The sequence below is a fragment of the Pseudomonas sp. SDI genome, assembly GCF_003105155.1.
In the GTDB taxonomy this organism is placed as follows: Bacteria; Pseudomonadota; Gammaproteobacteria; order Pseudomonadales; family Pseudomonadaceae; genus Aquipseudomonas.
This window is the reverse complement of the sequence record NZ_QETK01000008.1, coordinates 36,290-59,289: the sequence shown is the minus strand read 5'-3', so window position 1 is coordinate 59,289 and position 23,000 is coordinate 36,290. Positions and strand designations below refer to the sequence as shown.

21 protein-coding genes are annotated in these 23,000 nt (G+C 53.2%); 15 read left to right on the top strand and 6 right to left on the bottom strand.

From position 1 onward, the window contains the following. Positions 1–660: 660 nt before the first annotated feature. From DCO48_RS07240 to DCO48_RS22570, 5 genes are all read left to right on the top strand, one after another. Entirely contained in the window at positions 661–2,589 is a 1,929-nt protein-coding gene (locus DCO48_RS07240; RefSeq protein ID WP_165840743.1) for a Mu transposase C-terminal domain-containing protein, read from the top strand. 428 nt (positions 2,590–3,017) lie between these two features. After that, the gene (locus DCO48_RS07235) at positions 3,018–3,920 is read left to right on the top strand and encodes a TniB family NTP-binding protein (protein ID WP_256583995.1); all 903 of its coding nucleotides are present in this window, start codon (positions 3,018–3,020) and stop codon (positions 3,918–3,920) included. Next, positions 3,920–4,780: a hypothetical protein gene (locus DCO48_RS07230; protein WP_116549909.1), complete on the top strand. Its 861-nt coding sequence runs from the start codon at positions 3,920–3,922 to the stop codon at positions 4,778–4,780. The genes DCO48_RS07235 and DCO48_RS07230 overlap by 1 nt, the downstream gene beginning before the upstream one ends. Further along, positions 4,740–5,804, top strand: coding sequence for a hypothetical protein (locus DCO48_RS22575; protein ID WP_165840742.1), 1,065 nt, complete (start codon positions 4,740–4,742; stop codon positions 5,802–5,804). The genes DCO48_RS07230 and DCO48_RS22575 overlap by 41 nt, the downstream gene beginning before the upstream one ends. A 112-nt stretch (positions 5,805–5,916) precedes the next feature. Next, entirely contained in the window at positions 5,917–6,315 is a 399-nt protein-coding gene (locus tag DCO48_RS22570) for a hypothetical protein (protein WP_133247594.1), read from the top strand. Between the two features lie 112 nt (positions 6,316–6,427). On the opposite strand, the gene DCO48_RS07220 is transcribed toward DCO48_RS22570, so the two are convergent. Continuing rightward, positions 6,428–6,925 (bottom strand): helix-turn-helix domain-containing protein, encoded by a 498-nt coding sequence (locus DCO48_RS07220; RefSeq protein ID WP_223277132.1) that lies wholly within the window; start codon positions 6,923–6,925, stop codon positions 6,428–6,430. Positions 6,926–7,142: 217 nt separating this feature from the next. Between DCO48_RS07220 and DCO48_RS07215 the strand changes: the two genes are divergently transcribed. The 8 genes from DCO48_RS07215 to DCO48_RS22565 all read left to right on the top strand — a co-directional run bounded on the left by DCO48_RS07215 (position 7,143) and on the right by DCO48_RS22565 (position 13,780). After that, positions 7,143–7,877: a metallophosphoesterase family protein gene (locus DCO48_RS07215; protein WP_116549906.1), complete on the top strand. Its 735-nt coding sequence runs from the start codon at positions 7,143–7,145 to the stop codon at positions 7,875–7,877. Positions 7,878–7,891: 14 nt separating this feature from the next. Then, on the top strand, positions 7,892–8,200 hold the full coding sequence (locus tag DCO48_RS07210) for a hypothetical protein (RefSeq protein ID WP_256583993.1): 309 nt from the start codon (positions 7,892–7,894) through the stop codon (positions 8,198–8,200). Positions 8,201–8,356: 156 nt separating this feature from the next. Further along, positions 8,357–8,854 carry a hypothetical protein gene (locus DCO48_RS07205; protein ID WP_116549904.1) on the top strand — a complete coding sequence of 166 codons (498 nt, stop codon included), beginning with the start codon at positions 8,357–8,359 and terminating at the stop codon, positions 8,852–8,854. A 48-nt stretch (positions 8,855–8,902) separates the two neighbouring features. Further along, positions 8,903–9,538 (top strand): HAD family hydrolase, encoded by a 636-nt coding sequence (locus DCO48_RS07200; RefSeq protein ID WP_116549903.1) that lies wholly within the window; start codon positions 8,903–8,905, stop codon positions 9,536–9,538. A gap of 157 nt (positions 9,539–9,695) precedes the next feature. Continuing rightward, entirely contained in the window at positions 9,696–10,184 is a 489-nt protein-coding gene (locus DCO48_RS07195) for a hypothetical protein (protein WP_116549902.1), read from the top strand. 518 nt (positions 10,185–10,702) lie between these two features. Continuing rightward, positions 10,703–11,173 carry a hypothetical protein gene (locus DCO48_RS07190; protein WP_116549901.1) on the top strand — a complete coding sequence of 157 codons (471 nt, stop codon included), beginning with the start codon at positions 10,703–10,705 and terminating at the stop codon, positions 11,171–11,173. A gap of 109 nt (positions 11,174–11,282) precedes the next feature. After that, a complete protein-coding gene (locus DCO48_RS07185; RefSeq protein WP_116549900.1) occupies positions 11,283–12,431 on the top strand; it encodes a hypothetical protein in 1,149 nt (382 codons plus the stop codon). Between the two features lie 140 nt (positions 12,432–12,571). Then, positions 12,572–13,780, top strand: coding sequence for a hypothetical protein (locus tag DCO48_RS22565; protein ID WP_133247593.1), 1,209 nt, complete (start codon positions 12,572–12,574; stop codon positions 13,778–13,780). A 261-nt stretch (positions 13,781–14,041) separates the two neighbouring features. Here the strand turns inward: DCO48_RS22565 and DCO48_RS07175 are convergent, their stop codons facing one another. Then, a complete protein-coding gene (locus DCO48_RS07175) occupies positions 14,042–14,839 on the bottom strand; it encodes an HNH endonuclease (RefSeq protein WP_256583992.1) in 798 nt (265 codons plus the stop codon). Positions 14,840–15,739: 900 nt separating this feature from the next. On the opposite strand from DCO48_RS07175, the gene DCO48_RS07160 reads away from it, so the two are divergent. Both DCO48_RS07160 and DCO48_RS07155 read left to right on the top strand, forming a co-directional pair. Then, a complete protein-coding gene (locus DCO48_RS07160) occupies positions 15,740–15,958 on the top strand; it encodes an MbcA/ParS/Xre antitoxin family protein (protein WP_116549897.1) in 219 nt (72 codons plus the stop codon). Positions 15,959–16,447: 489 nt separating this feature from the next. Beyond that, positions 16,448–17,299: an HNH endonuclease signature motif containing protein gene (locus DCO48_RS07155; RefSeq protein ID WP_116549896.1), complete on the top strand. Its 852-nt coding sequence runs from the start codon at positions 16,448–16,450 to the stop codon at positions 17,297–17,299. Between the two features lie 123 nt (positions 17,300–17,422). On the opposite strand, the gene DCO48_RS07150 is transcribed toward DCO48_RS07155, so the two are convergent. The 4 genes from DCO48_RS07150 to DCO48_RS07135 are packed head-to-tail and all read right to left on the bottom strand — an operon-like array spanning position 17,423 to position 22,756. Continuing rightward, entirely contained in the window at positions 17,423–19,204 is a 1,782-nt protein-coding gene (locus DCO48_RS07150; protein ID WP_116549895.1) for a DEAD/DEAH box helicase, read from the bottom strand. 1 nt (position 19,205) lies between these two features. Beyond that, complete coding sequence (locus DCO48_RS07145; RefSeq protein ID WP_017702901.1) at positions 19,206–19,607, bottom strand: hypothetical protein; 402 nt, start codon at positions 19,605–19,607, stop codon at positions 19,206–19,208. Beyond that, on the bottom strand, positions 19,604–20,812 hold the full coding sequence (locus tag DCO48_RS07140; RefSeq protein WP_017702900.1) for a hypothetical protein: 1,209 nt from the start codon (positions 20,810–20,812) through the stop codon (positions 19,604–19,606). The genes DCO48_RS07145 and DCO48_RS07140 overlap by 4 nt, the downstream gene beginning before the upstream one ends. 15 nt (positions 20,813–20,827) lie before the next feature. After that, entirely contained in the window at positions 20,828–22,756 is a 1,929-nt protein-coding gene (locus DCO48_RS07135; protein WP_116549894.1) for a hypothetical protein, read from the bottom strand. Positions 22,757–23,000 lie beyond the last annotated feature (244 nt).

Here is a 23,000-nt window from a genome sequence, read left to right as displayed (position 1 = left end):
TTGCGAATCGTGGACACTCCCCGCAAGCCCCGAAATTCAAGACCTCCAGTATTCCAATTTGCACGCAGGACACTTTTTGACGGGAAGTGTCCAGATTATTTGCAAATTTTTCCCAGAAAGTGTCCGATTTAACTGACCGCTTGTGCTGAAAGTGTCCGCATTAACCGCGCAAACTGCGGAAAGTGTCCGTATTAGTTTACGCTTTTTCAGCCGCGATGGCCAAGAACATAGAGTCCAAGGAAAAATTTTGCACAAAAAACATTTGTGATTTCGATGCGAATCTCACGAGATTGCGAAACGTATATATGGATGCGGCAGATACGATTTTTGTCAATATATATAATAATACTCCATTTCTCGCCTCGTTTGGTAAGTTTTTCATGAGGCCAGCTCAACCTCTCAAAGCCTGACGCCATCGGGCCTCCAATATTTTTTTAGGCGTTGAAAACAGTAAAATAAAATACCCTAAATTGTCAGTCAATATATGCCTAATTAAACTTTAATGCCCTCCGGAGTAGGACTTGACCTTGCCGGTCTAGGAAGTAAAACTAGCTCGGCTTTCGCAGTGCCGCTCTTTAAAAACCAGCAAGTGATAACCACTACCTAAAACCAACGGGCAGATGCCATTACCCAACGGCAATTCGTCAAATGGTAGGCGGAATGATAAATTGCAACAAAACATCTGAAAAAGAGAGTGAGCTATCGAAAGCGCCCTCACTGGGCGCAGAATCAAAATCGAGCTCAAAGCTAAACCTGGATAGTTCGGATAAGACCATTGCTCGCTTCGATCTTGCTAGCGACCGGATTCCGACGATCAAGCTTTATCTTTCCGGTCAAATCAGCGCTGTTGATGCGGCGAACGCGATCGGTATGAAGCCATCAGGCTTTCATAAAATTATCCGGCGAGTGAGGGCACGTGGCGGTGATCTAAGTGCCGTTACGTCCAGCATGCCCGGACGCCGTCCGACGCCGTCCGAGCTTGGGGGAGAACTTGAGGGGTTGATTGTTGACTCCATAAAGACCTACGCAGGGAAGGCAGCAACCATCGAAAGGGTTTGGGTGACCGCCCAAATGCTTGCTGACGAGCGTGGCCTCAAACGGCCTAGCTATCATGCTGTACGACGGCGGCTTTTGAAGAAGGGCAAGCGGTTCCTGGCTAACATGAAGCTAGGGAAGGTTGATGCTGCTGACATCTTCGAGGCTCGCCCCGGGTACAAGATTACGTCCCGCCCGCTTGAATGGGTTCAGATCGACCATACCCGTGTCGACATGATCGTTGTGGATGAGCAGGATCGGACGGTGATTGATCGCCCTTGGGTTAGCTTTGCTATTTGTATACATACGAGGGCGATTGTCGGGTTTTACCTGAGCTTACTTCCGCCCAATTCTGTAACGGTAGCGATGCTGATCGAGAACTGCGTCCTTCCCAAAACGGCCATCCTCGCCAGTCTTGGGCTGGATGCAAGCGTCTGGCCTATGCACGGCGTGCCCGAGGTCATACACGCGGATAATGCGGCTGAGTTTCGCTCAGAGGTGCTGAAGGCGAGGTTAAAACGTTTCGGTGTGAGAGTTGAACACCGTGATGTCGGTAAAAAACATCAGGGAGGGCATATCGAGCGCTTGATAGGTACGATGATGCGATCTCATATCCATTTCTTGAGGGGGACAACCTATTCAAATACACAGCAGCGAGGTGATGAGGACAGCTTGGCTAGGGCATCCATCTCTATTACTGCACTTAGGAAATTCTTCGTCTGCGCCATTCATGCCTATAACAATCGCAAGCATCCGGGCATAAAGATGTTTCCCTCCCAAAAATGGGATGAGCATTTTGGGAAGCATTCACAGCCTCGTCAGATCGACGAGTCTTTGCATGAAGGATTTCGGTACGCACTTTACCCAGAAAGGCCGAAGCTCATCCGCGCAGGTGGGATCGAAATGCACGGGCGATTCTACTATGCACCGTGCCTGCAGAACAAAGTGCGAGAAGAACTGGTAGTTAAGTACGACCCAAATGATCTTTCGGAGATTTTCGTAGATCTTGAAGGAGATGGTACCTACGTAAGTGTACCAGAGTACAGAAATCAGATGCGGCGTAGCCACGACTATGCGCTGTACAGGGTTGAGCGGCAGGAGAAGGGTGAGCGGGATGGCACCTACTCTGCTGATGCGACCGCTTCTCTTGCTTTGGGCAATGCAATCGTCCAAGAAGAGTACCGGCGGACTGCTCAAAGCAAGCGCCAAGCTGCCAAAGCGGCGGGCAAACGCGATCAGCGGAATTATACCGAGTCGCTTGATTCCAGGTCTCAAGTCCATATGCAAGCCGAACCGGAGTTTACGGATCAGACGGAACACTTGGATAACTTGCTTGACAATGCTGCAACTGCCAAGCCCGCCAGCATCGCATCCCTCAGAAAGCCCGAAAACGCCACAATTCCTAAATCCGAAGTTTCAAAAGTTCGGAAAGGGCGTGCGGCACTTCGAGCTGTCGGGGGAGAACGAAAGGCCGCGGAGCGGCCCTGGCAGGGCTTTTCGAGGAGCAGCACGGCAGAGCAGATCGACTTTGATGCGCCACCGACTCTCTACTGAAGCTGGCCTGACCTTATGAATGACTGAGACTCCGCCTCAGACTTAGATCCAGCCAAGACTCACCCCAGACTAACCCCAAACCCAGTCCCTGAATTCAACATCAGGCTCCAAATCACCGATCCAATAAACAAGAGTGAGGTAAAGAAACCACAATAGTTACTTTCCAACTTATACATCATGCAAGCAGTGTGCTTAAGATCGTGGTTATCACCATTCGGCCTGCTTGCGCAGAAAATGCCGTTTGTTGGATACAGAATAAAGATCAGCCAGCATTTAAGCAACGCATCTGCTAAGGCGCTACAAAGCGCTACAATAACAAGCATGTTAATTCATCGGCACAGCCAAAACTTCAGCTCAAAGATATAGCTGAGGCTTCAGTGTGTCTTTTATCCTCAATACGTCTTATATATTATATCTGGAGATAAATTATGGATCTTTCTCATGTGCACTGCAGCTGCCACCAACTGTTTGAACTGAGCGATCATGATCGGGCTATGTCCTGCCTGAAAGATTTTTTCGTTCCGCACCCCTCCGCTGAGCGATTGTTCAAAAAGATGGACATGATCATGTCCATGCCAAGGAAGGTTGTTGCCCCTTGCTTGCTGTGTTTGGGTAAGGGGGGCGTCGGAAAGACGAGCATGATCGAGGAGCTTGCACGCAGGAATATCACTTCTGTGAACCGAATTGTCACCGTGACGATGCACCAAAACGCTGACAACATGGGTCTGAAGGAGCTGATACTTGCCGAAATGGGGTTGGACACGAGCCGTAGAGCCCGCCAGTCCCGGAGGATCAGTCCGGATCTCCAGCATCTCATCAAAAGCCAGAACATCAAAGCCATTGTCATTGATGAGGTGCATGATGCGCTTACACTCTCGCCTTTCCAGCGAAAGGTCAACCTGTCGCTGTTGAAGAACCTTTCCGGTTCCACTTATGGCCTTTCGGTATTCGCTTTTGGTGTGCCTGACGCCGCCCGCTTCTTAAGGGAGGATCCGCAACTCGCTCGCCGTTATGCAGTTCACGACTTGGAGACTTGGTCGAATGGCCAAGATGTTCGGAATTTCGTGTTCAGCTATATCCACCGGCTGCCCCTAAAAAAGCCGACGGACTTTCGTGACCAGGAACTCTGCTTGGCCATTGTCGAGAAGTCGCTGGGGATCACCGACAACATCGTCAAGATTCTGCAGGCATCGGCTTGGGCTGCGATCGCAGACGGTACCGAACGCATCACGCTCAAGCATGTCCGTGACGTGGAAGTCATCATGGCGATGGAACTGGGAACGAGTTTGCAGGGCCTGCACGACGTGAGCATGGAGAAGGACTGCGCGTAATGACGCTCTCTCAAGCTAAAGCTCTAGCTCGAGAAGTATTGGAGGACGATTTCGTCCTCCCGTATTTTTCAACGGAACAGCTGGCCATGATGAAGACTTTAGAAAAATCCATCTGCCCCAGAGACCCACCCCCTCAATCAAACGCAGAGGCAAATACAGAAACAAATACAGAGTCAAACGTGATGCTGCTGGATGGTGTTTCAGGATGCGGCATCACAACATTCTTCAGAACGCTGCATCAGCGCCACCCTAGTAGCAGTCAGTTACTGCAGGGTGATATGTACATTGGCGGATCAGAGTTTTTGGATCATTTGTCTGATGCATTCCATGTCAGGCGTAAGTACCATCCCAAAAAAAGGGTGCTGGCGCCAAATTTGGTACGGACTTTGTCGCTCTCATCTCAAAAAATGATTTTGGTCGATGATCTAGATGTCTTGGCGAGTGATATTGATGACTATGATACAGTTTTCGGTGTTATTCGTCTTCTCTCAGAAGAAATTCGAGATCTCAAGTTTGTAATTTCAACGAGCAGTGCTCTACTGCAGAAAAGGTTCGACAGGTACTTGCGGCTTGGTTGGCGCCGCTACACATTTAGGCAGCGGCTGACAGATGAAGAATACCAAGAGTTCGCGAATCGGCTATGGGGGAGGTTGAATTGTGAGTACTCGCTCAGCCTTACTGCAGAAAGCATTAGAGTCCCAGAGCCAAAATTTGGCTTAGACATTCAGGACGTCAATAGGTCACTCAGGCTGAAACTAGTTGAGCGCTTCCTTCACCAGCAAGGCGCAGTGGCGGCGCTCAGCACGACGAATGATTTAAATGAGTACGAAAGTTATGTCCTCCAGTTTCTCTACACCTGAGGCCTACCCGGGGCCTTCTCCTAACCCTTATTCTAAAATTTATCCTGAACCTTATCCTGATGAAACGCTTTCATCCTGGATGTACAGAGTGCGTGAAGTCCGGCCTGAGCCTGAAGTGCGAGCGCTTTGGGGAATGCCATCCGACGCGTGGGAAAGCTCAACGCTACGCGCACCCTACATCGAAGCGCTAGGAGGCAGAGGTAAAGACTATGATTTTGACTTCAGTCTACCAGGTGTCAAGGCTTTTGCAGAATGCTACGAGATCTCGATGGAGTGGATCGAATCCACGTTCCGTCCCTCTGAGGCTCAAATCATACCGATCTGCTTTCGATCGGATTACTGCCTTACTTGCATGGAGGAATCGGTGACGGCAACGGGTTTTCCAGTGTATCTCAGAAGCTGGCGATACTTATTGAAGCCGTTTTGTCAGGTGCATGGCTGTGTACTGCGTAGCGCTGGAAATTATCTGCATGACTCAGTGGATTTTGCGATGGATGTTTTCGAGTACGACAGCGCTCGTGGTCATGAGCTGGAGCGGGAAACGAAATGGCTCGAGAAGGACAGTGCAGTGCAGCTACTTGGCAGGATGGTCGTTGAACGCGCATATAAATTAATGAAAGGTTGTCACGATCAGGCAGTACAGCGCAACGCTGAAAACTTTCTGTTGACGCTTCTTCGCCTTTCACTGAGGGCCGAGGTCATGGGTAATTACACGTCAGTGCTGAAGTTCAGGGTTCAGTCGAGTAGTGAATTTGATAATACAAATGGAATTGCCCTGTTTCATCAGTTGCCATTGCGCGTCACGGCGATCGCCCGCGCTCGGGCTTTTTACCTGATAGGCCTGTTATTGGGGTGGATTACCGACGAGCAGGCCGCGGATGCTCGGCCAGATCATGACTTATATCTGAGCACCTCGGGATCTTCATTGTGGCGACGACTTGACTTGTCGCAGGGCGTTCGTACGTTGCTGCAGGTGTACAGCACTAATTTGTTGAGCGTATCTTCTTTGAAAGGGTGGGAGTAATAGCGTGTATAAATATCTCGTACCCCTTTACTGGGTTTCTAGTTTGCGCATCCATACGGTGCACGCTAACGCTCTCACGCCAGTCTGTTTCTTGATTGATAGCGCGACTGGTATGATCATTTCGTACAGTTTTAGCTATGGCTTGCCACCTTGCAAACTGCACTACCTCGCACAGCTGGCGTTTCAGGAAAAAATGGCTCGGCCAACAGCAGCCAAAAAATTGTACAGGAGTGCGTCAGGGGACGTAACTTTGGCGAGGCCTAAATTTGAGGTTGATAGATACCAGTTGTCTCTTGAAACATACAAATATCCTAGACCTAATACGTTCGACTGGTCAAAGGCTGGTATGCTTATAGTGCATCTTTTTTATGATTGGGATTATTCGATGCTCAGCGAGCTTGATAGTTTCCAAGTAATTAATTCAAGCCAGCTTGTCCGGATGTTAGATCGTGTAGTAGGTCGCTTCAATAGTGCGGTTGACTCCGGTGCTGTCACCTTCTCTGACGTCTGAGCCCGAGTGTTCTGACATGTGCTATCACCAGTTTGCGTGCTTGCATTTTGGCTGTGCTCACCTGCTAATACCTATAAGGGGTTCACAAGGTGACCCGCACTATAGCATGGGGTCAAGCGCCCTTATTGACATAAACTGCTTCTGGCGTCTTCCACAGCTTGCTCACTGTCGACTTTGCGAGTCCCAGAAGCTGCGCGGTCTCTTTCTGCGTCCTTCCTTCAGCCTTGCACTGAAGCACCGCCGCTCGATTGGCAGCGCCTGATCGAATGCGACCGTGCACTGATTGAAGCTTGCCGTCGGTGAACTCGCCGTCGAGCTTGCCCAAGACACCTAGCTTCTCAAGCTTGGTGATCTCGCCGGCCAAGTCTTTCAAAAATTCCTTTGGGGTCTGGCTTCGGACATGAGCGCTGGCCACGGCCATGAGCGCTACAAGATCAACGTCCAATCCAATGGCGATGTCTTCGAGCGAGGACAGGGTAGGGCTGCTTTTCGCGCGCTCGATATTGTTCATATGACGCGCCTCGACCCGGCCATGAAAGTCTTCCTGGGACAGATTCCGGGCGGTGCGTGTCAGCCTCAAGACGGCGGCCAGCGGTTCTCTCAACGACATTTGGAACACCCAAAGCCGAGGATAAGGCCATATTGCGCGATTCGACTCCATGCAATATAGTGCTGTGAAGTGAACTGCTAGGTGCGGTTGGTGCGCTGTTATGTTCGAGGTAGTGAAGGCTGAGATGCTTCCGCTCCATTAGCCGGTAGTCCAGGCACGCGTGCGCTCTGTAACCCAGCCTGCGTCAATTTATAGCTAAACCCCCAAGGTCAGCGTTTTGAGAATCAGAATCTACTCAGACCTCCACGCCGAGTTCCGCCGTTTCGACCCGCCGCCCCTTGATGCTGGGGTTGATCTGGTAATCCTCGCTGGCGACATCAATAAAAAGGCTAGGGGCGTTCTTTGGGCCAACCAGACCTTTGCCTGCCAAGTCGCGTACATCGCAGGGAACCACGAGTACTACGATGGCCACATCGATCGTACTCTGAAAAAAATGAAGGACGCCGCGGCCGGCCATGTCCACGTTTTGGAGAACGAAACTCTGACGCTCGGTGATGTGAGAATTCTTGGCAGTACTGCTTGGACTGACTTCACCTCAACAGGCGATCCGCTCGCGGCTAGCAGGGCTGCCAGGGAATGCATGAATGACTTCAAATACATCAGGGCGGATTTGAGCTACAGACGGTTGAGACCGGACGACCTGATTACCCGGAACCGTATCGCCAAGGACTGGTTCACCCAAGAGCTTGCTCAACCGTTTGACGGCAAAACGGTAGTGGTAACCCATCACTCACCATCTCCCATGGTGATTGGTGAGCAGCATGATGGGCATCTTACGGCAGCGTACACCAACGACTGGCCGCATTTGCTCGAGAAGGCCCATGTGTGGGTGTTTGGTCACACGCATGAAGCTACAGATGTTGAGCTTGACGGCTGCAGAGTGGTCTCAAACCCTGGGGGCTACCCGGGAGAGAGCACTCGTTTTGACCCTTATTTTGAGATCCAAATCTAATGGCCACTTCGGCGATGAAGCACTTTTTTGACCTCGCCGTCGAGCCGATAGAGCTCGAGCGGGATCTCCCCTCAGAAGTCATTCAGGCACAGGGTATTTCCTGGGGTGTGAGGGTCGACGCTTACCTTGTCAACGCAGCGAGGGCAGGGCAGAGCTATGCGGCGCTCGTTTACAACGATCAGTCAAACGTGAGCTCGAATGGGATGACGGTTGCTACCCCTCCACTCCAGCTGGTTGAGACAAGGGCGGGGTTCAAGCTAATGCGCAGCCTAAGCGGCAAAGACTACTACGTCATCGCTAGCGAGCTCAGCGAGCCGCAGTGAGCACCCACTTGGGGTGGGCCGCTTTTAAGCTGTAGTGCTTGGCAAAGCGCGGCAAGCTCCTGGATGTAAGCTTTATGTATTCCGCTGACTAACTCGCCGGGCGGCTTCGTGTGCGCTCGTATTCACGTGGCCTTTTAAATGCACTAAGGAAAATGCATGTCTGATCTGAAAAGAATTGAGCTTACCGTCAAGAACTACGATGTTAAAAACTCTGCTGACATTGATACTCTCTATGGCCAGGTTCGATGTGAAGACAGTGAAGGGAAAACCTTTCATTTTAAAGAAGTGTGCATGTTGGATTACTTGAAGAGGCATGGTGCGATTGTTACTGACAAGCCTAGGACTTGGTATTACAAGCATTTGAATAAGAAAAGCATCGTTCTAGTGGCGTTCCAAAAGACGGATGGCAAGGTCGAGTATGACCTTGATCACCTGCGTCTGGTTGCCAGATCTAGTATTCTCAAAGGGATCGTCTTTGCGGTAGCGGCAATTCCCGCGGGCCTCATCATCGGGACGGCCACGTTTGGCATCGGGCTTCTATTTACACCTTTCTGTCTCTTCTATGCGTACAGAAGCCTCTTTAAAATCCCCCGGATGCTGCGTCGAAGCACTTTGGTGAACGAGCTTGCCGCGCATGGAGTGGTTGTGCAGTAGCGGCTAGTCTAACCAGCTGCGAGCCTGCGTACCGATGAGGAGCAACGAATGACAGCAGCCGTAATTTTTGATCTCTTCGGCACGCTTTTGGAGATTCGAGATCGGCAGAATCCCTATCGACGGCTTCTCCGTCTAGGCTCGCAGCAGGGCCGCGTCGCGTCAACCGATGACATTCGCTGGATCATGACTCATGACCACGGGATCGAGGGCACCGCGGCTGAATTTGGAATCAAACTCTCCTCATCTCAGCTCGCGGTGCTCCAGAGCTGCCTAGAGCTCGAACTTGAATCGATCACACTCTTTGAGGATGCGCTGCCGGCGCTCGCTCTGCTGCGACACCACCAAATAAAAATTGGCGTGTGCTCGAACTTGGGTGGCCCGTATTGCTCGGTAGCCCGGAATTTGCTGCCGGGGCTCGATGGCTATGCGCTCAGTGCCGAGGTTGGGCTGATGAAGCCTGATGTGGCCATGTACCAACACATCTGCACCCAGCTCGAGGTTGCACCCAGCCAACTCCCAGGATCGAACGCGCCTCACGTCTTGATGATCGGAGACTCCCGGCGATGTGATGCTGATGGCCCCAGAGGAGCCGGCATCGCAGGTTACCATTTGGATCGTAGTGGGGCGGGTCGCTTTTGTGACCTGCTTGAGTTTGTCACAGGTATCAACACCAGCAGAGGTTGATGCCCACAGCCAGCCTTTCGCGTTCGGCCTTTGAAGAGTAATTGACACTCTCTAGGGTGCGTCAATTCAGGCGCCCGACCCTCACAGCGGTACTTAGGGGGTTGCTGGTATTCAGCAACGTGGCTATGTTGATTGGGTGGCAAATGCGAGAATCCATATGGACGATCAATCTTCAACGAAGCACACAAACCTGACGATCAGGATGAAGGTGCAGATTGCTGAAATCCTGCTCAGCTTGTTCACGGCTGAGCTACAGAGCATCGTGCGGGACTCTGACTTCAGAGACGATGCTGAGCATGGCATCGCAAATAGCCTGCCCGTAGATAGCGAAACCCTAATCCACGTTGGCTGGGGGTCGGGGAAAACGATATTTGGTACTGTCTGGATGAATGCCTTAACCAAAGCATTGGATGAGGCTGAGCAAGCACGCAAGGCATTGGATTTCATTGCCTCGTACTGTCGATTTATCGAGCTCACACCCTCTCTTGAACGGGAGGTCAAGTACTGGCTCGAAGTTTTGGCGTTCGCCCGGGCCACTGTGGCGAAGCTCCTTGTCCTTTTTGCGTATTCTCGGTGCTCCTTCCTGAAGCTTCCGCTTTTCGCTGACGGCCCTGAGCTCAACGGCTACAAGCACCGCCTTCGCTAACTCTTCCTTCGAATTGTTCATTTTCCTTGTTCGATTGGGAGATTTGCTTGTGTCTGAAAAAAAGCGCTATGCCTGCTCCAAATGCCCGCACACGGGCAAACAGGGGCGTCCGGTACCCGTGTCGCCTTCGAGTCCCGCTCCTGAAAAGCCTCAGGAGCCCCAGAAGCCTGAGCGGAAGTGGATCACCCGATTGCTGGACATCCTGAAAATCGTGATTGGCCTGGCCAACTTGATCCTCGGACTATTCAAGCACTGATAGCGTGCCCCCCACTGACTTGGTGGGGGCGCTCTACTCTGCAGCAGAGAGCTCCACACTGGCTCGCTGACCTGCGATCTTGGTGTACTCCACCAACGAGTTCGGTGTTTCGCCCCTCGGGCGGCTTCGCTGCTTTGACCTCCAAAGGGGTAGAAGGCTGAAGTGGCGCGTGGTTTGTTCCTGGGTGCTCAGCCAGTGACTGCGCTCCCAGGCTCGTAGAGTTATTCTTCACCCTTGTGCTCAGGCCGTTCGAGAGGGTGCTATGCGTAAAGGTGAGATACCGACCGAGCTCTCATTGCTCGCGTTTGACTTCTTCTACTGGTTTTCACGATTTGAGTTCTGTCTCAAAGAGAACGGTTACCTAAAATCCGAAATCCCTGGCCAGAAAGCTGAACCAGGTTGGGACAAATTTGTAGAGCGCCATGCCGAAACCTACGTGCTGACAGCTGAAGCGGTAGAGCTGCTTGCTGCACCACCTGATCGGCAAGTGGTCGGGGCCGGATTGGTTTTGGAGTGGGCACCAGTTGGATTTCAAGACTGTAGATCTGACCTAGCAAAGGTTGTCCGAACGGTGAAAACAGTTCGCAACAATCTATTCCATGGTGGCAAGCATGGCGCCGCTGGCTGGGATAGCCCTCTGCGTACGCAGTCTCTGCTCACATCGAGTGCCGCTGTGCTGGAGGGTTTGGTGGAGCTCGGTGACTTCCGAGGCGATTACGAAAGGTTTTATTGACTTGTGATCATCAGCAGTGGTGTGTGAGCCAGCTCGACCCTTAGCGCAATAGGCGAAATGTGGTTAAGCTCGAGCATGACGGATCAGCCCTCGCGTGAATGGAGTCGCCATGCCCTTAACCGTTTTTTCCGCATCCCGTCGGATGGAATTGGACGTTCAGCAGCTATTAACACAGCTAGGGGCTGAGACTGGTTATGTCATGCCGTCGAAGAGTACGCCCATTCCGGAAAGCTGGAAGGTGCATTGTTCGACGGATCTCGAGTGCCCCTCGTGCTTCTGCACAGGTGCGGAGGTGGTAAGGGCGAGCAAGTCCAAGGTCGATGGTCACGATGTGCGGCAGGCCTACTTCCGGTTCCCTCAAAGCGATAGCTCAGCAGGACACCATCCATTCTGTGACTTTTCGGGCAATGTCTCAGCTGCGTTCATCCCGGAAAACCTTGTCCAGTTTTCGTCCGCGAAGGATGGCGTCTCCAGGGTTGTGCGGGAGCTCGTATGCAAAGGTATTCAGCTAGAGGTATTCACGCAGTGGGATATTCGGCGGATGCGCGAGTGGTTCTTCCAGACCAAGCTACAGTCGCAGTTCACCGTTACGCTGGATCCCAAACTGCCTGGATGGCTGGATGGACTTCATCGTCATGCCTCATGGCCACAAGATTTGGATGCTGTGCCTATTGAGCTGACGACAGAGGTGCTGGGCATTCCCGGTTTTAATTTCGAGGCAGCAGCAACGCGAGAGGTTTCTCAGCGCCATCGCGCCACGCTAGACATCATCCGAGAGAAACGCTTGTACCCAGGTGCAATGGTTGAGCGCCTCGAAAAGCTGGCCACTGACTACCATGGAAAATCGGTCTATGACCCTACCGTTCTGCAAAACCACTTCCAGCTTACTAACCGGCTTGCAGCATTCATGTGCTCAAACCATAGCCCGTTGAGACGATTGTCGAAAGCTCACTACCCTTTGAATGGGCTGAAAAATGTCAAACCGCTGTTGGCGTTTTCGGCGTTGCGATTGTTCATTTCCGACTGGCACCTGGACGCTGCGGTCAGCCGCTTTGCGCAAATTGTCTCCAGTAAGCTGCAAGCGGATGAAACGTTAGGCAATGTGATGGGGCTTAACCCTTTCCATGACTTCGCGGCATGGGCCATGCTCAAAAGCTTCCAAGAGCTGCCTGCAATACAGATCCCTTTAATGGGCGTCAAAGAGGAAATCGCGTTTGAGGTTGCCGAAATGAAGAGGCGTGCAGGGTTGCCCAGCTGAACCTCGGCTGGCCGTCCAAACGGGGGGCTGTATTCCAACGAAATTGCGACACGGCTTCTGTCTCGGAATACTCCGGGGTGGCGCTATGATATCATCAGTATTTATTACATAACTATGTACAGACGACTGGAGACGGCCCAATGTGGTTCCACGGAATCAAGGATATTCCACGTTACGAACTTCATAGATTGAAACAAGTTCGAAAAAAAGCTTCATGGGATAAGCCAGTTGTTCCACCTGGGCCACCACTAGTCGTTGATCCTCTGCGTTTTATTTATGCGTCCACCCGATCTTCAATACTCGGGCAAAAAATTGGGCTAAGAGGGCAGTTAGCAGGGCAAGGGTTGGGCGCAGCTGCTCTATGCTACCTTACACCGAACTTTCACAGTGCGAGTGTGAAGCCCATTAATAATATTTTCCTTCATCATAACTTTGATCATGCGAAAGACTTCATTGGTTCAAGCATCAAAGGAACAATCGGTGCATCTTTAGCTTACTTGGAAATGCAAGATCTTGGCTATGCGTGGTGCGGTCATTGGGAAGACTGCACGTCTCCGGGAGTTTCGACCACAAGCACCTCAGCGTCGACGCCTAAAGCTTCTGGCTCAGCCCCAGCTAAAGCCCCTGCGCCTGACTTTGTGTTTGCTTCCTCAAGCAACGTATGTTTAGTCGATGCGAAGGGGTCTGCTCGAACGATGAAGGAAGTTCGGCTCATCGCCAAGAATGAGTGGAAGCGCCAAATCTACTCAAACAGACTGGTCAAGCTAGCTGGCGGGGGCATGGCTACCGAGGGGCGTATTATCGCGGCCTCGCTTGCAAATCCAAATGGTGTCGGCCTAGTAACTGCCCACGGACGATTTCCAGGCTCCACACTTCCGTCGAGTACTGGGGGTTCGACCCGAGTGAGCACCACCAGCAAAGCGATAAAGGCTGTTCAGAAAATCAATTTCACCAATGCTTTCTACCTCTTAGGGTTGAACTCAATGGCAAGCCACTTCATTGGCGGGCCTCTGGAGCTGGCGAGAGCTGAGATGGATGATGCTCGTCTAAGTGCAGTAAACATCGATGATTTGGGCGCCGTTTACGCAGGCGGACGCCGAATTGTAGATTTGGGCGGTCAAGGTGCGTGGACAATGCAGCCGTTCTGTAGGCTCGACGTACTGGAGGAGGCCTTTGAAAACCTCCTCACAGATAATGCCCCGGCAGTTGCTGAGACCCCGCCGATACTGAACCAATCGCCTGACAATGCGACGAGCTCCGGAGACGGAAAAATGACATCCAGTGTCCAGGTGATACTCCAAAGCCGTGATGGGGTTGGAGCGATATTCAAGCGAGTGGCGTATACGTGACCCTGGACAGGGACGCTCGTCACCTCAGTCATGCTCCCAGACCGATCACGGGGGGCTGGGCCGGCAAAGCCGGCAAATAGCGCGACTTAGGTCGCGCATCCCCGTAATGGGTAGCGCGATCGCTGTTGAATCGGAACTGTCATGCCTTTCGGGCCAGGCGGATTTTTAGTAAGGCAAGCTGGTTGACCTGGCGCTCGAAGTGGCGTCCAGGCTGCCCTACCAAGAGCCCCCAGCCTAGCATCCCTCGTACTGCATTTGACCCTAATCGAGTCTGATCCTTGAAAGCTTGCTGTGGCTGTATTCCCAGGGAACATAGATGAACCCGCCAGCTTCGTTGCTGCGGTTGCCTTTTTTCTTGTTGCAAGGCTCGCAGAGGTACTGGAGGTTGGTCGGGTCAGTAGTGCCTCCATTGCTGATGGGCACAATGTGGTCAACCTGTGGCTTCAGCGTTGAGTCAAACACCCCTGTCAGACTCGATGAGCATTTGGCGCAGCGACCATTCTCTCTGTAGAAAAGCGCCTCTCTAAGCCAGGTTGGCCAGAAGCTGGCGCGCTTCATTATGCCGGCGGCCTCCAGGTAATCTGGGTATTCTGATGGACAGGCGTCAGCGATGGCCTCAGACACCTTGATCGAAAAAGCACGCATCAGTTCTTTGTCGCTGAAGAGGATGCAGAAGACCTCGTGAGCAATCTGCTTCATGGGCTGCAGGAGGTGCTCGAAGAGATAATCCTTGTGAGCCGACAGATCAGGATGAGCCCGAATGCTAAATGGAGCTCCGTAGTGAAATATCAGCCGGTGGGCGTCCTCTATGAATTCCTCGCCCGACTTCCTCCGATGGTAGTTCCACTGCTCCCACAGATGGCTCAGGGTAAACCGATGAAGCAGCGTCCACTTTCCTGGCTTGTAAGCAATTTCAAAGAGGTCTCTGTCTACGCCTAGCAGGTCTTCAAAATAGTAGCCATCGGGGCCATATTTCTCGTCGTAGGCTCCAGTTATGCGGCATCGTATCGCGTCAGCGGTGCTTAGCGCTTCGTTGGAGTGGGGTCGGGTGAACGCCAATTTCAGAACCTCTTTGCAGATCGTTAATGCGCTGGCGGCTTTCGCTGGCCTGTGAGAATCATGCTATGTGGGACGGCTTACTCCCATCGGCCCAGAGTTCAGGGCTTGCCGCGCTGTCTGTAGGGACTGATCCAAGAGTAGTACCACCACCAGACTATCTGGCTCATGGCTGCGAGGGCATTGCTGACTGGACGTTTGATTATGTCAAAGACGGAGCAGGAATTTAGACCACCAAAGTGCCTTTGTAGGTTCGGGCAGTGGAAGCGATGCCGGTCTGAAAATCAAGTATGCTGCTCCCAACCAGTTCGTTACTTGGAGGGGTACCTTGAGGCCAGATATTCCCAGGGATCTGACTGACAAAGAGTTCACGGACATGATGCAAGAATTCAAATTGGCAGGGCAATGGATGCAAGAACAGTTGGCGCTGAGTCGTACGACTCAGAGCGCTGCAGACCTGAAGCAGGCCAGTATTAGTCCTTCGGAACGACAGGATGCTGCGTCGGTTATCCATCCCCTGACCGACCTGCGAAGGTAAAGCGGCGGCTGCCCCAGCAGGTAGTGCTGCACCACGAAGCCTATTCGGCCGCCAGCGAGGTGAGGTTGAGTGAGAGCTCGCCAACGCTACGCCGTAAAACGGTCGCAAAGATGATCACCTGGATCGTGAGCAGGCTAGGGTTGCTCAGCCTCCGTCTGAGGGGGTGTCTGACTGGCCTGGCTAGCGAGAGGTATGGCGCTGATCGACGCTAGGCTCTATGGCCATGCCCAGCGAGGACGATGAAGCAAGAGGATCGCTTAGCAACGAAGCCCATCTTTTAATCGTACCCTGGCCAATGATCTCGTTTAACCTTCGCACAGCAACATGCCCGGCCTGTCCATCGCCAAAGCGGAGCGAGCTTTCAGATGAGTACCTTGTCCCTCGATCAACACGACCGTTACCTGGAAATACTCGAAGCAGCAAAGAGCCTATTCGGTTGCGATCGTGATGCAGCTCTGCAATGGATGACGCGCCCAGTTAAAGCGTTTGGCGGCAAAGCGCCTGCCGCCATGATCACAACCAGGCTGGAGACTGACACGGTTATCGAGTTTATCAGGCGCTTGGAGCATGGGTTTGTTGCTTGACTTGCCTAGACGATGCCCTTTACCTGGAAACTTCGTCAGTAGGCCAGGGCGGGGGCCAGAGATGCCGCACTTCAAAGCCCAAATGTTGAGTTCTGGGGGAGCCTCGTAGGCATTCGGCTGGACAAACCACTGTCTAAGATCGGAACCTAAAAACTAAGGTTTACTTTAGTTTTTGCGGTTTTTGTCACTATTGGCTAGAGAATCTAAGCTATACCTTAGTTTTTCCCCCGGCTGCACCAAGGCGATAACCTGCAGGATTTTATAGGCCGCGCGGGCTGTTAGTGGTGTTGGTGCCAAACGAAAGCAACGAGCTGATCTACCTTTTGGTCGGTGACGGGTTGCGCAAGCAAGTCAGCGCGGCTGCAATCCTGGAGCTTGAAGCCGGACGGTTCTGAATGGTCACGCAACCGAAGGTACCGCCTGTATAATTTCGTATTCGAGATATTGAATTACCACTGCACTGGTACGAAAAGGGATTGCGCTTTACACATGAACACCGCAAAGCAGGAAGCCGGACTGGGAGTTGGCGTTTGGGAATGGCTTGCGGACGAACCGAAGGTTTATCACGCAGGCGATACGACTGTATTCGTGCCTGTGGGTCGATACTCGATCTTCCCCGGCTGGTGCTTTCTCCCCTGGAAAGGCTTCGCCGGGGCCTATAAGTGGGGCTACAAGGCCCGATCTGAAATCAGCGACTACTTCTCAGCTCTGATTGGGATACAAGAAGCCACTCTGGCTAATGAGAGAGAGATTTTCATCGTTGGCAAGGTGGGGGCGGAAGAGCCTGAAGCTCAGGCAAGAGCACGATGGCGAGATGGCGGCAGCCGTCCAAACCAATTGATGGCTGTGCGAGGGTGGCTCGAAGTCAGCGTCGAGGAGCTCGAAGGCCTGGGTCAGGCTCACGCCAAAGGCGAGGTGTTGAATCTTCGGGCAACGGGGTTAGCAGGATTTGGTGCTGGCAATAACTTCACTGAGCGTTCGACACGCGCCCGAAACTTCCAAGCTTCATTCAGTCTGGCTGCTTACGCGCTTTGGGGGCGACGCTGCGCCATTTCGGGTTCTACCCTGGCACTGGAGGCGGCACACCTCAAGCCGGTGTCGGATTGCGAGGATGATGATCCAGCCCTGACTGATCCCTATAACAGCATCCTTCTGACAGCATCTTTGCACCGACTGATGGATGCAGGCATTTTTGGCTTCAGTCCAAGCGGCAAGGTGGTTGTCGACTCTGAGTTGAGCATTGAGGAAAGAGAAATTCATCAACTGGACGTCGAGCGCAGCGTCAATTTCCATACTGAAGCAAAGAAGTATGCCAAGTATCGTTTAAAGCGCGTGCGCTAGGCGTTAGAGCGTCCAGACAGCGCCCTGATTGGACGCTGTTCCTGTTCCCAGACCTCTTTAGCTCTCCGAGGTGACGCTCCCGACCACACAGGGCCGGGAGCGCCAAGATCCAGCTTCGGTTGATCACCCAGCCTTGGAAAGTACCGGCCTCCCTGCAAGTGCTGTCAGTGCCGGAAGCCTCTTACTTCTGATGTAGTCGATGCTACCTACCAGATAGACACAGTCACGTGCCCTTGAGATGGCGACGTTCATGCGACGATCATCTGCATAGAACGTTGCGGGCCCGACTGTTCGCACAAACGAAAAGAACACTACGTCAGCTTGTCGGCCCTGAAATGCATCCACGGTATCCACTTCAATCGTCAGGTGCTGGGCGAAGTCGAGGCTACCCAACGCGCGGCGGAGCTGCTTGCATTGGGCCCGATAGGGCGTGATGACCGCCACGCTCAAGCGCATTTTCTGATCAAAGAACACCTCACGTTGTTCATCGGTGCTGAATGCCCCTTCGCCTAACTCCGCGGCTTTCGCCTCACGAATCTGCTCGTGCATGAGCGCCAGACGATCAACGATGATCTGGATCTCGCGGTTATTGATCAGCGTTTTCCGATCATTCCCGCGTTCAGGAGGAACGTTGTAGTTCCTGGAGTCATAGGTCAACCAGGCGAAATGCTCGAACAGACCGTTGCCTTGGGTACGACTGTGATCGAGCCCATTGTTATAGAAATGCTGAGAGATGAACGTGCCGATCTCTGGCAGCATTCTGTATTGCTTGAGCAAGGTGCCTTTCATCCTGGCTGGAAAATTGTCAAAAATTCTCTCGATGACGCCGTCTCTGATCAGCTTTTCTTGGGCTCCTCCAAGCTCGGAGAGCGCTTCGGATTCTTCTTGGCAGAAGGTTGGCGGCAGCTGTTTGTGATCGCCGACCAGGACGCACTTGCGAGCGACAATCAGTGCCATCAACCACTCGGGCATCGTGGCTTTGGAGCACTCATCGACAATGGCCAGATCGAACATGCCGCTGTCCTTGTCCATGAAGTGGTCAATCTGATTGCAGGTCACACCAATAATCTGATGACGATCAGCCAGGTTGCGAACCAGCCAGCGAGGCAGGTCGTCTGACCCATCATCTTTCTTGCGCCCCCGATCCAGCTTATGCCACAGCCGCTCGGTCAGCAGTGGCGCTGCCGTCAGCGCCTGACGCCATACTGCATCTGCCCGATCGAACGCTTGCACCTCACTGGCCTTGGGGTTCTCCAGGGTCGCTACCATGAAGCGCGGGTATCGCATCACCATGGCCAACTCCGTGTCGGACAAGTGTTCTGTCAAACGATCCAGTGCGTTGTCGACCGCGACGTGGGTTTCTGAAGTGATCAGGATCCGTGCATCGGGCTTACTTTGCAGCGTCTGAAGGATGATCTCAACGATTGCGGTTGTTTTGCCGGTACCTGGCGGGCCCTGCAAGAAGAAGATGTCCTCGCAAGCGAGTGCTTTCTGGATCTGGGAGTAGGCGTAGGCGTCCTTGAGATAGCAGGGCTGCACGGGTGAAGTCGTAAGAATGGCCATCGAGGCAGACAACCCCATCTCGGCGATCTCAAGCGCAGCCTGAGACTTTTCACTCGTACCGCTCGACGTGTCCCTTGTAGCATTTTCGTCCCCCGGCGCAAGGTAATACTTGGCCAGAATGATGTTATGGGCGACGTTGCAATTGGCCCCACAGCGGAACCTGACAAGGTACTTGATTTGCCGCTCATACTTTTTGCGGGTTTTCTGGTCATCTGTCATCTCGACGAGCTTGACCAGGTACTCTAACCAGTCGTCGATGTGATCAATCAAGTCCACAGAGGCAGGGAGCGAAGCGGGCAGGGTATCAAGATTGCTGTGATCGAACGGTTCTTTGGAAGTCATATCAGATCACCTCGACTTTTGGTCTGAGGAGCGACAAGGCGCCCGAAGGATTCTGCACTCCAATGCCCTGCAGAATTTTGCAGAGCAGAGGGTCGTTGCGTTGCAACTGTTCGGCCTCTAAGGGCAGCTCCAGTGCTTGACCGGCTGCAAGTGCCTCAACTATACGCATGTCAGTGTCGATGCTGAGTGTGCTCATGTTGAGGTGAGCCATGCCAGCTGCGAGTAGCTTGTCCAATCCGAGCACAAGGCGGTTGACCGAAAACTGCGGTAACGCTGCGAGGATTGCGTCGTTGGTGTTGTAACCCAGCTCCACGGCCTCACAGATTGCGACGTAGCACTCTTTTGAGTGCGGGGTCTGCCATTGAAAGCTGAGTCTCACTTGAGGGGATTTCGAAGCGCTCACTGATGCCTCCGTGCACTTGGGCGTACCGCCTTGGTCGCCAGACCAATCGCTGGCCAGTAGATTTCAGCGTCGTCACGGGCGAGCAGGCCGAAGACCTGCTCGATCGTCTTGGACGGATGAAGGTCATTGATCCAGTCCATGAGCTTGTTGATCTCATCGCGACGCAGAACAAAGACCTGCCGTGCGGCGTAGAGCGTGTTCTGATGCTCACGGGCAACATTAAGCTCTTCAAAAATGCCCGACCGTTCTGCTTTGGCTGCGTCGAGGGATGAGTACTCTTGATCCTGGTACGCCCGATCAATACGCGATTGAACGTTTTTCCTGCGGTTGTTGAGGTGGGACGTTGTGTTTTTAGCATGCTCCCAATCAGGTTTCGTGTCTGAGAGCACCTGCTTGATCTCTCTCAAATTGCCACCGTGAGGCATTTGGGACAACCACTCGTTGGCCAGGGGCGACTCGCTTTGAGAGAACTGAAAGTAGTTTTCGAATACCTCTTGGAGGGCTCGAAATTTCGCGCCGCAGGACTCATTGATTCGCTGCACCTGTTGCCTGGCTTGGCGATGCTGCTCTCGGGCCTGCTCCATGTCCACTTTGAGTGCTAAGGCGGATGTTCGAAGCTCACGCAGCTGCTTTCTGAGCTGCCTTTGGTAGCTATCAATGCGCTGTAGATCTTCGTCGTACGCCTGGGCATCACCCTTGGCGTCCTTCATGAAATGTTTCGTGTGCTTGCTGATTTCCGGCGTCATGACACGTGGGGGGCGCTCTGCGACTATCGCTTGCCAATCGCGTCGCTCAGTTTTGCGTGAAAGCCGGACAATCTCGCTTGTGAGTTCGCCCAGATAGACAATCGTGGAGTCGACGACGTGACGTTTGTCTCTCTCAAGCTTCCAGCGCTGCTCGCTGATGTCCTTGCGCAGCCAAGCCTCGATGCAAAGGAACATAGCGGGTGCCAGTTCCTTGAGCTGTGCGATGTAGTTCGTGGTTTCGCCGATGTGATCGGTGAGCAGCTCCATGTACTTATTGAGCTCCTCCTCGCGCAGCTTGGCGAGCTGTTGGATTTCGAGTTTGTACGCATCCGCTTGGGCTTGGACACGGGCTTGGCTGGCGGCAGCCTGGCGCTCGTATTCATTGATCATGCACTGCGTTTGCTGGCGATGCTTCTCAAGGTTTCGGCTTGTAAAGAAATGGACAAGTCGCTTGAACATTTTGTGCTCCTTGCACTACTGCGGCACGAAAAATTCGTAAGCCTGATCCCAAGACGTCTCACGTGGTAAAACGCCGTTCAGGCGGGTATCGATAGTGGCCAGCATCGTCTGCGCGAGCTTATCGACATTCCCGCCTGCACGCGCATTCAGCTCATAGGATTGCTGAAGCGCCTCCAGCTCTTGTTGATACGCGTCCATGCGAGCCTTGGCCAGACCTTGCTGGCTACTGGCGGCCTTGAGCTCCTTGCGGTCAGCGGCGAGAGTGTTCTTGATTGGCGTGAACATCAGGAACTGAATTTCCAGGTGAGCGCTCAAGTCTTTACCAAGCATCTGGTAGCGCTCACCCGCCTGGCGAGTGATCTCGTTACGCTGACGCTCATAATCTTGTTCGATCAGCATGATCTTCTGCTGGTAGCTGGCCTTCAGCTGGTATAGCGCTTCAGCTTCCTGAGCTGGGAGCTTGGTGATTTGGGCCTCGATTTGCTTTTGAACAGCCATCAGCTGGCTCTTACGGGTGCGGTATTCGGAGAACACTGAAATACTGCCCGAGAAGGGCAGCATGTCCTTCCACTCAAATTTGAATTCCGACATCGTTCCGACCAGCCCGGCATACTGCGAAAGGTTGATCGTGCCGCCGTTGAGCTTCGCCATCGCATCTTGCATGTCCTGCATCGCCAGTTTCTTTCCAGCACCGGCGAAATGCCCGACGTAAGCCGACAATGCAAAGGAGAAGCCGATGGAAAAGACGGTGCCCAATGCGATGGGCCCCAAGGCACCCAGTGTTGTGCCCAGCAGGGTAGTGGAGGCGATCTCGGATGCGACCCATTGGCCCAGGAACGTAGCAGTGGCTGTACCGGCACTGTATGCCATCGATCCACCCACGACTGTTACGGTCGTGCTGATCATGGATCCGCCAAATTCGAGGCTGTCTATTTCGCCGCGAGAGAACTTATAGATGTTCTGGCCGAGGCTCACCGCGATATTGGCGACAGCGGAGGCCACGTTGCCTTTGATCAGGTGGCCACCGGCGTTCTTCAGAGCGGTGTGGGACGCGCTATCGATCAGGTTCTGGCCCAGATGCTGTATGCCCGTTACAAGCACGGCGTTGCCGGCACCCTTGAGGGAGCTCAAAACAATGCGCTCTGCTGCCTCGCAGCACTGAGCCATGCTTAGAGGTTCGTCGCTGCGAAGGATACCAAGGAGCTCGGAGGCGGCGCTCAGCGAGGCTCCGCAAATGGCCCCGGACTTGGCGGCATTCGCGTACTGCATGCGATTGAACTCAGCACGTACGCGGTCTTTTTCCGCATACTCAGGCCCTTTACCTTCTTTCTTGGTTTCGTTGACCAGCTCTTCAGAACTACCTTCACCGCGGCGCTTAAGCGGCTTGCTCTTGATATCCGGGCGATCATCCGAGTGAATGGAGTCGTCTAGGGTCTCGGCTGTTTTCTTGTAGTTCTCGCTGACTTCTGGACGAGTCTCGGTGTTGCGAGCGGCTTCCTTGCGTGCAGTGGCCTGCGCATCGGCCAGTTGCTCCTCAGGAACGATCTTGCCGACATCCTGGTAGTCGCCATGGTTGATGGCCTTTGCACTACTTTCGGCATCCTTGTAGAACTTAAGTTGATAGTCCTTTGAGCCGTCGGGGGTGTTGATGCGGATGTCGGTGACAGGGTCATTGCGCCTGCCAACGTCCATGGTCGCTCGGTGGTTGTTGGCCCCCTTGCCAGCGGCCTCAATGTTGTAAGAGCCGGTATGGTGCGCTTCGGCGGCAAGGCCTTGCTGAACGGCCAGCGACTGCTTGGTAATGGCCCCGGCATCAGTGGTGATCGATTGCTTGATCAGCACTGAGTATTGATCCAACGCGTCGTTCAGAAATTGGTTCTGCAGCTGGTTAAAGCCGCCCAAGGCAGTACGAAAACCCTGCTCCAGGGTTTCTTTCGATTCCATGTCATCTCGTCCTTCATGTAGGCCACCGTTAAGGCACGCTGGAGCGACTGTGTGGCACTCCAATTTGGCCATCGGCAGCATGTCGACCTTCTTGAAGTCATTTACCACAAAAACGATGGCACAATGCCAGACTCGCTGTGCTTTCCCAGTAAACCGTCTGCTTGGGTGGGCGAATCTGCCGCAGGAAGGCGAGTGTCCTGGCTGAATGGCTCACCTGCATCGTTGCAATGTGACTGAGCACCCG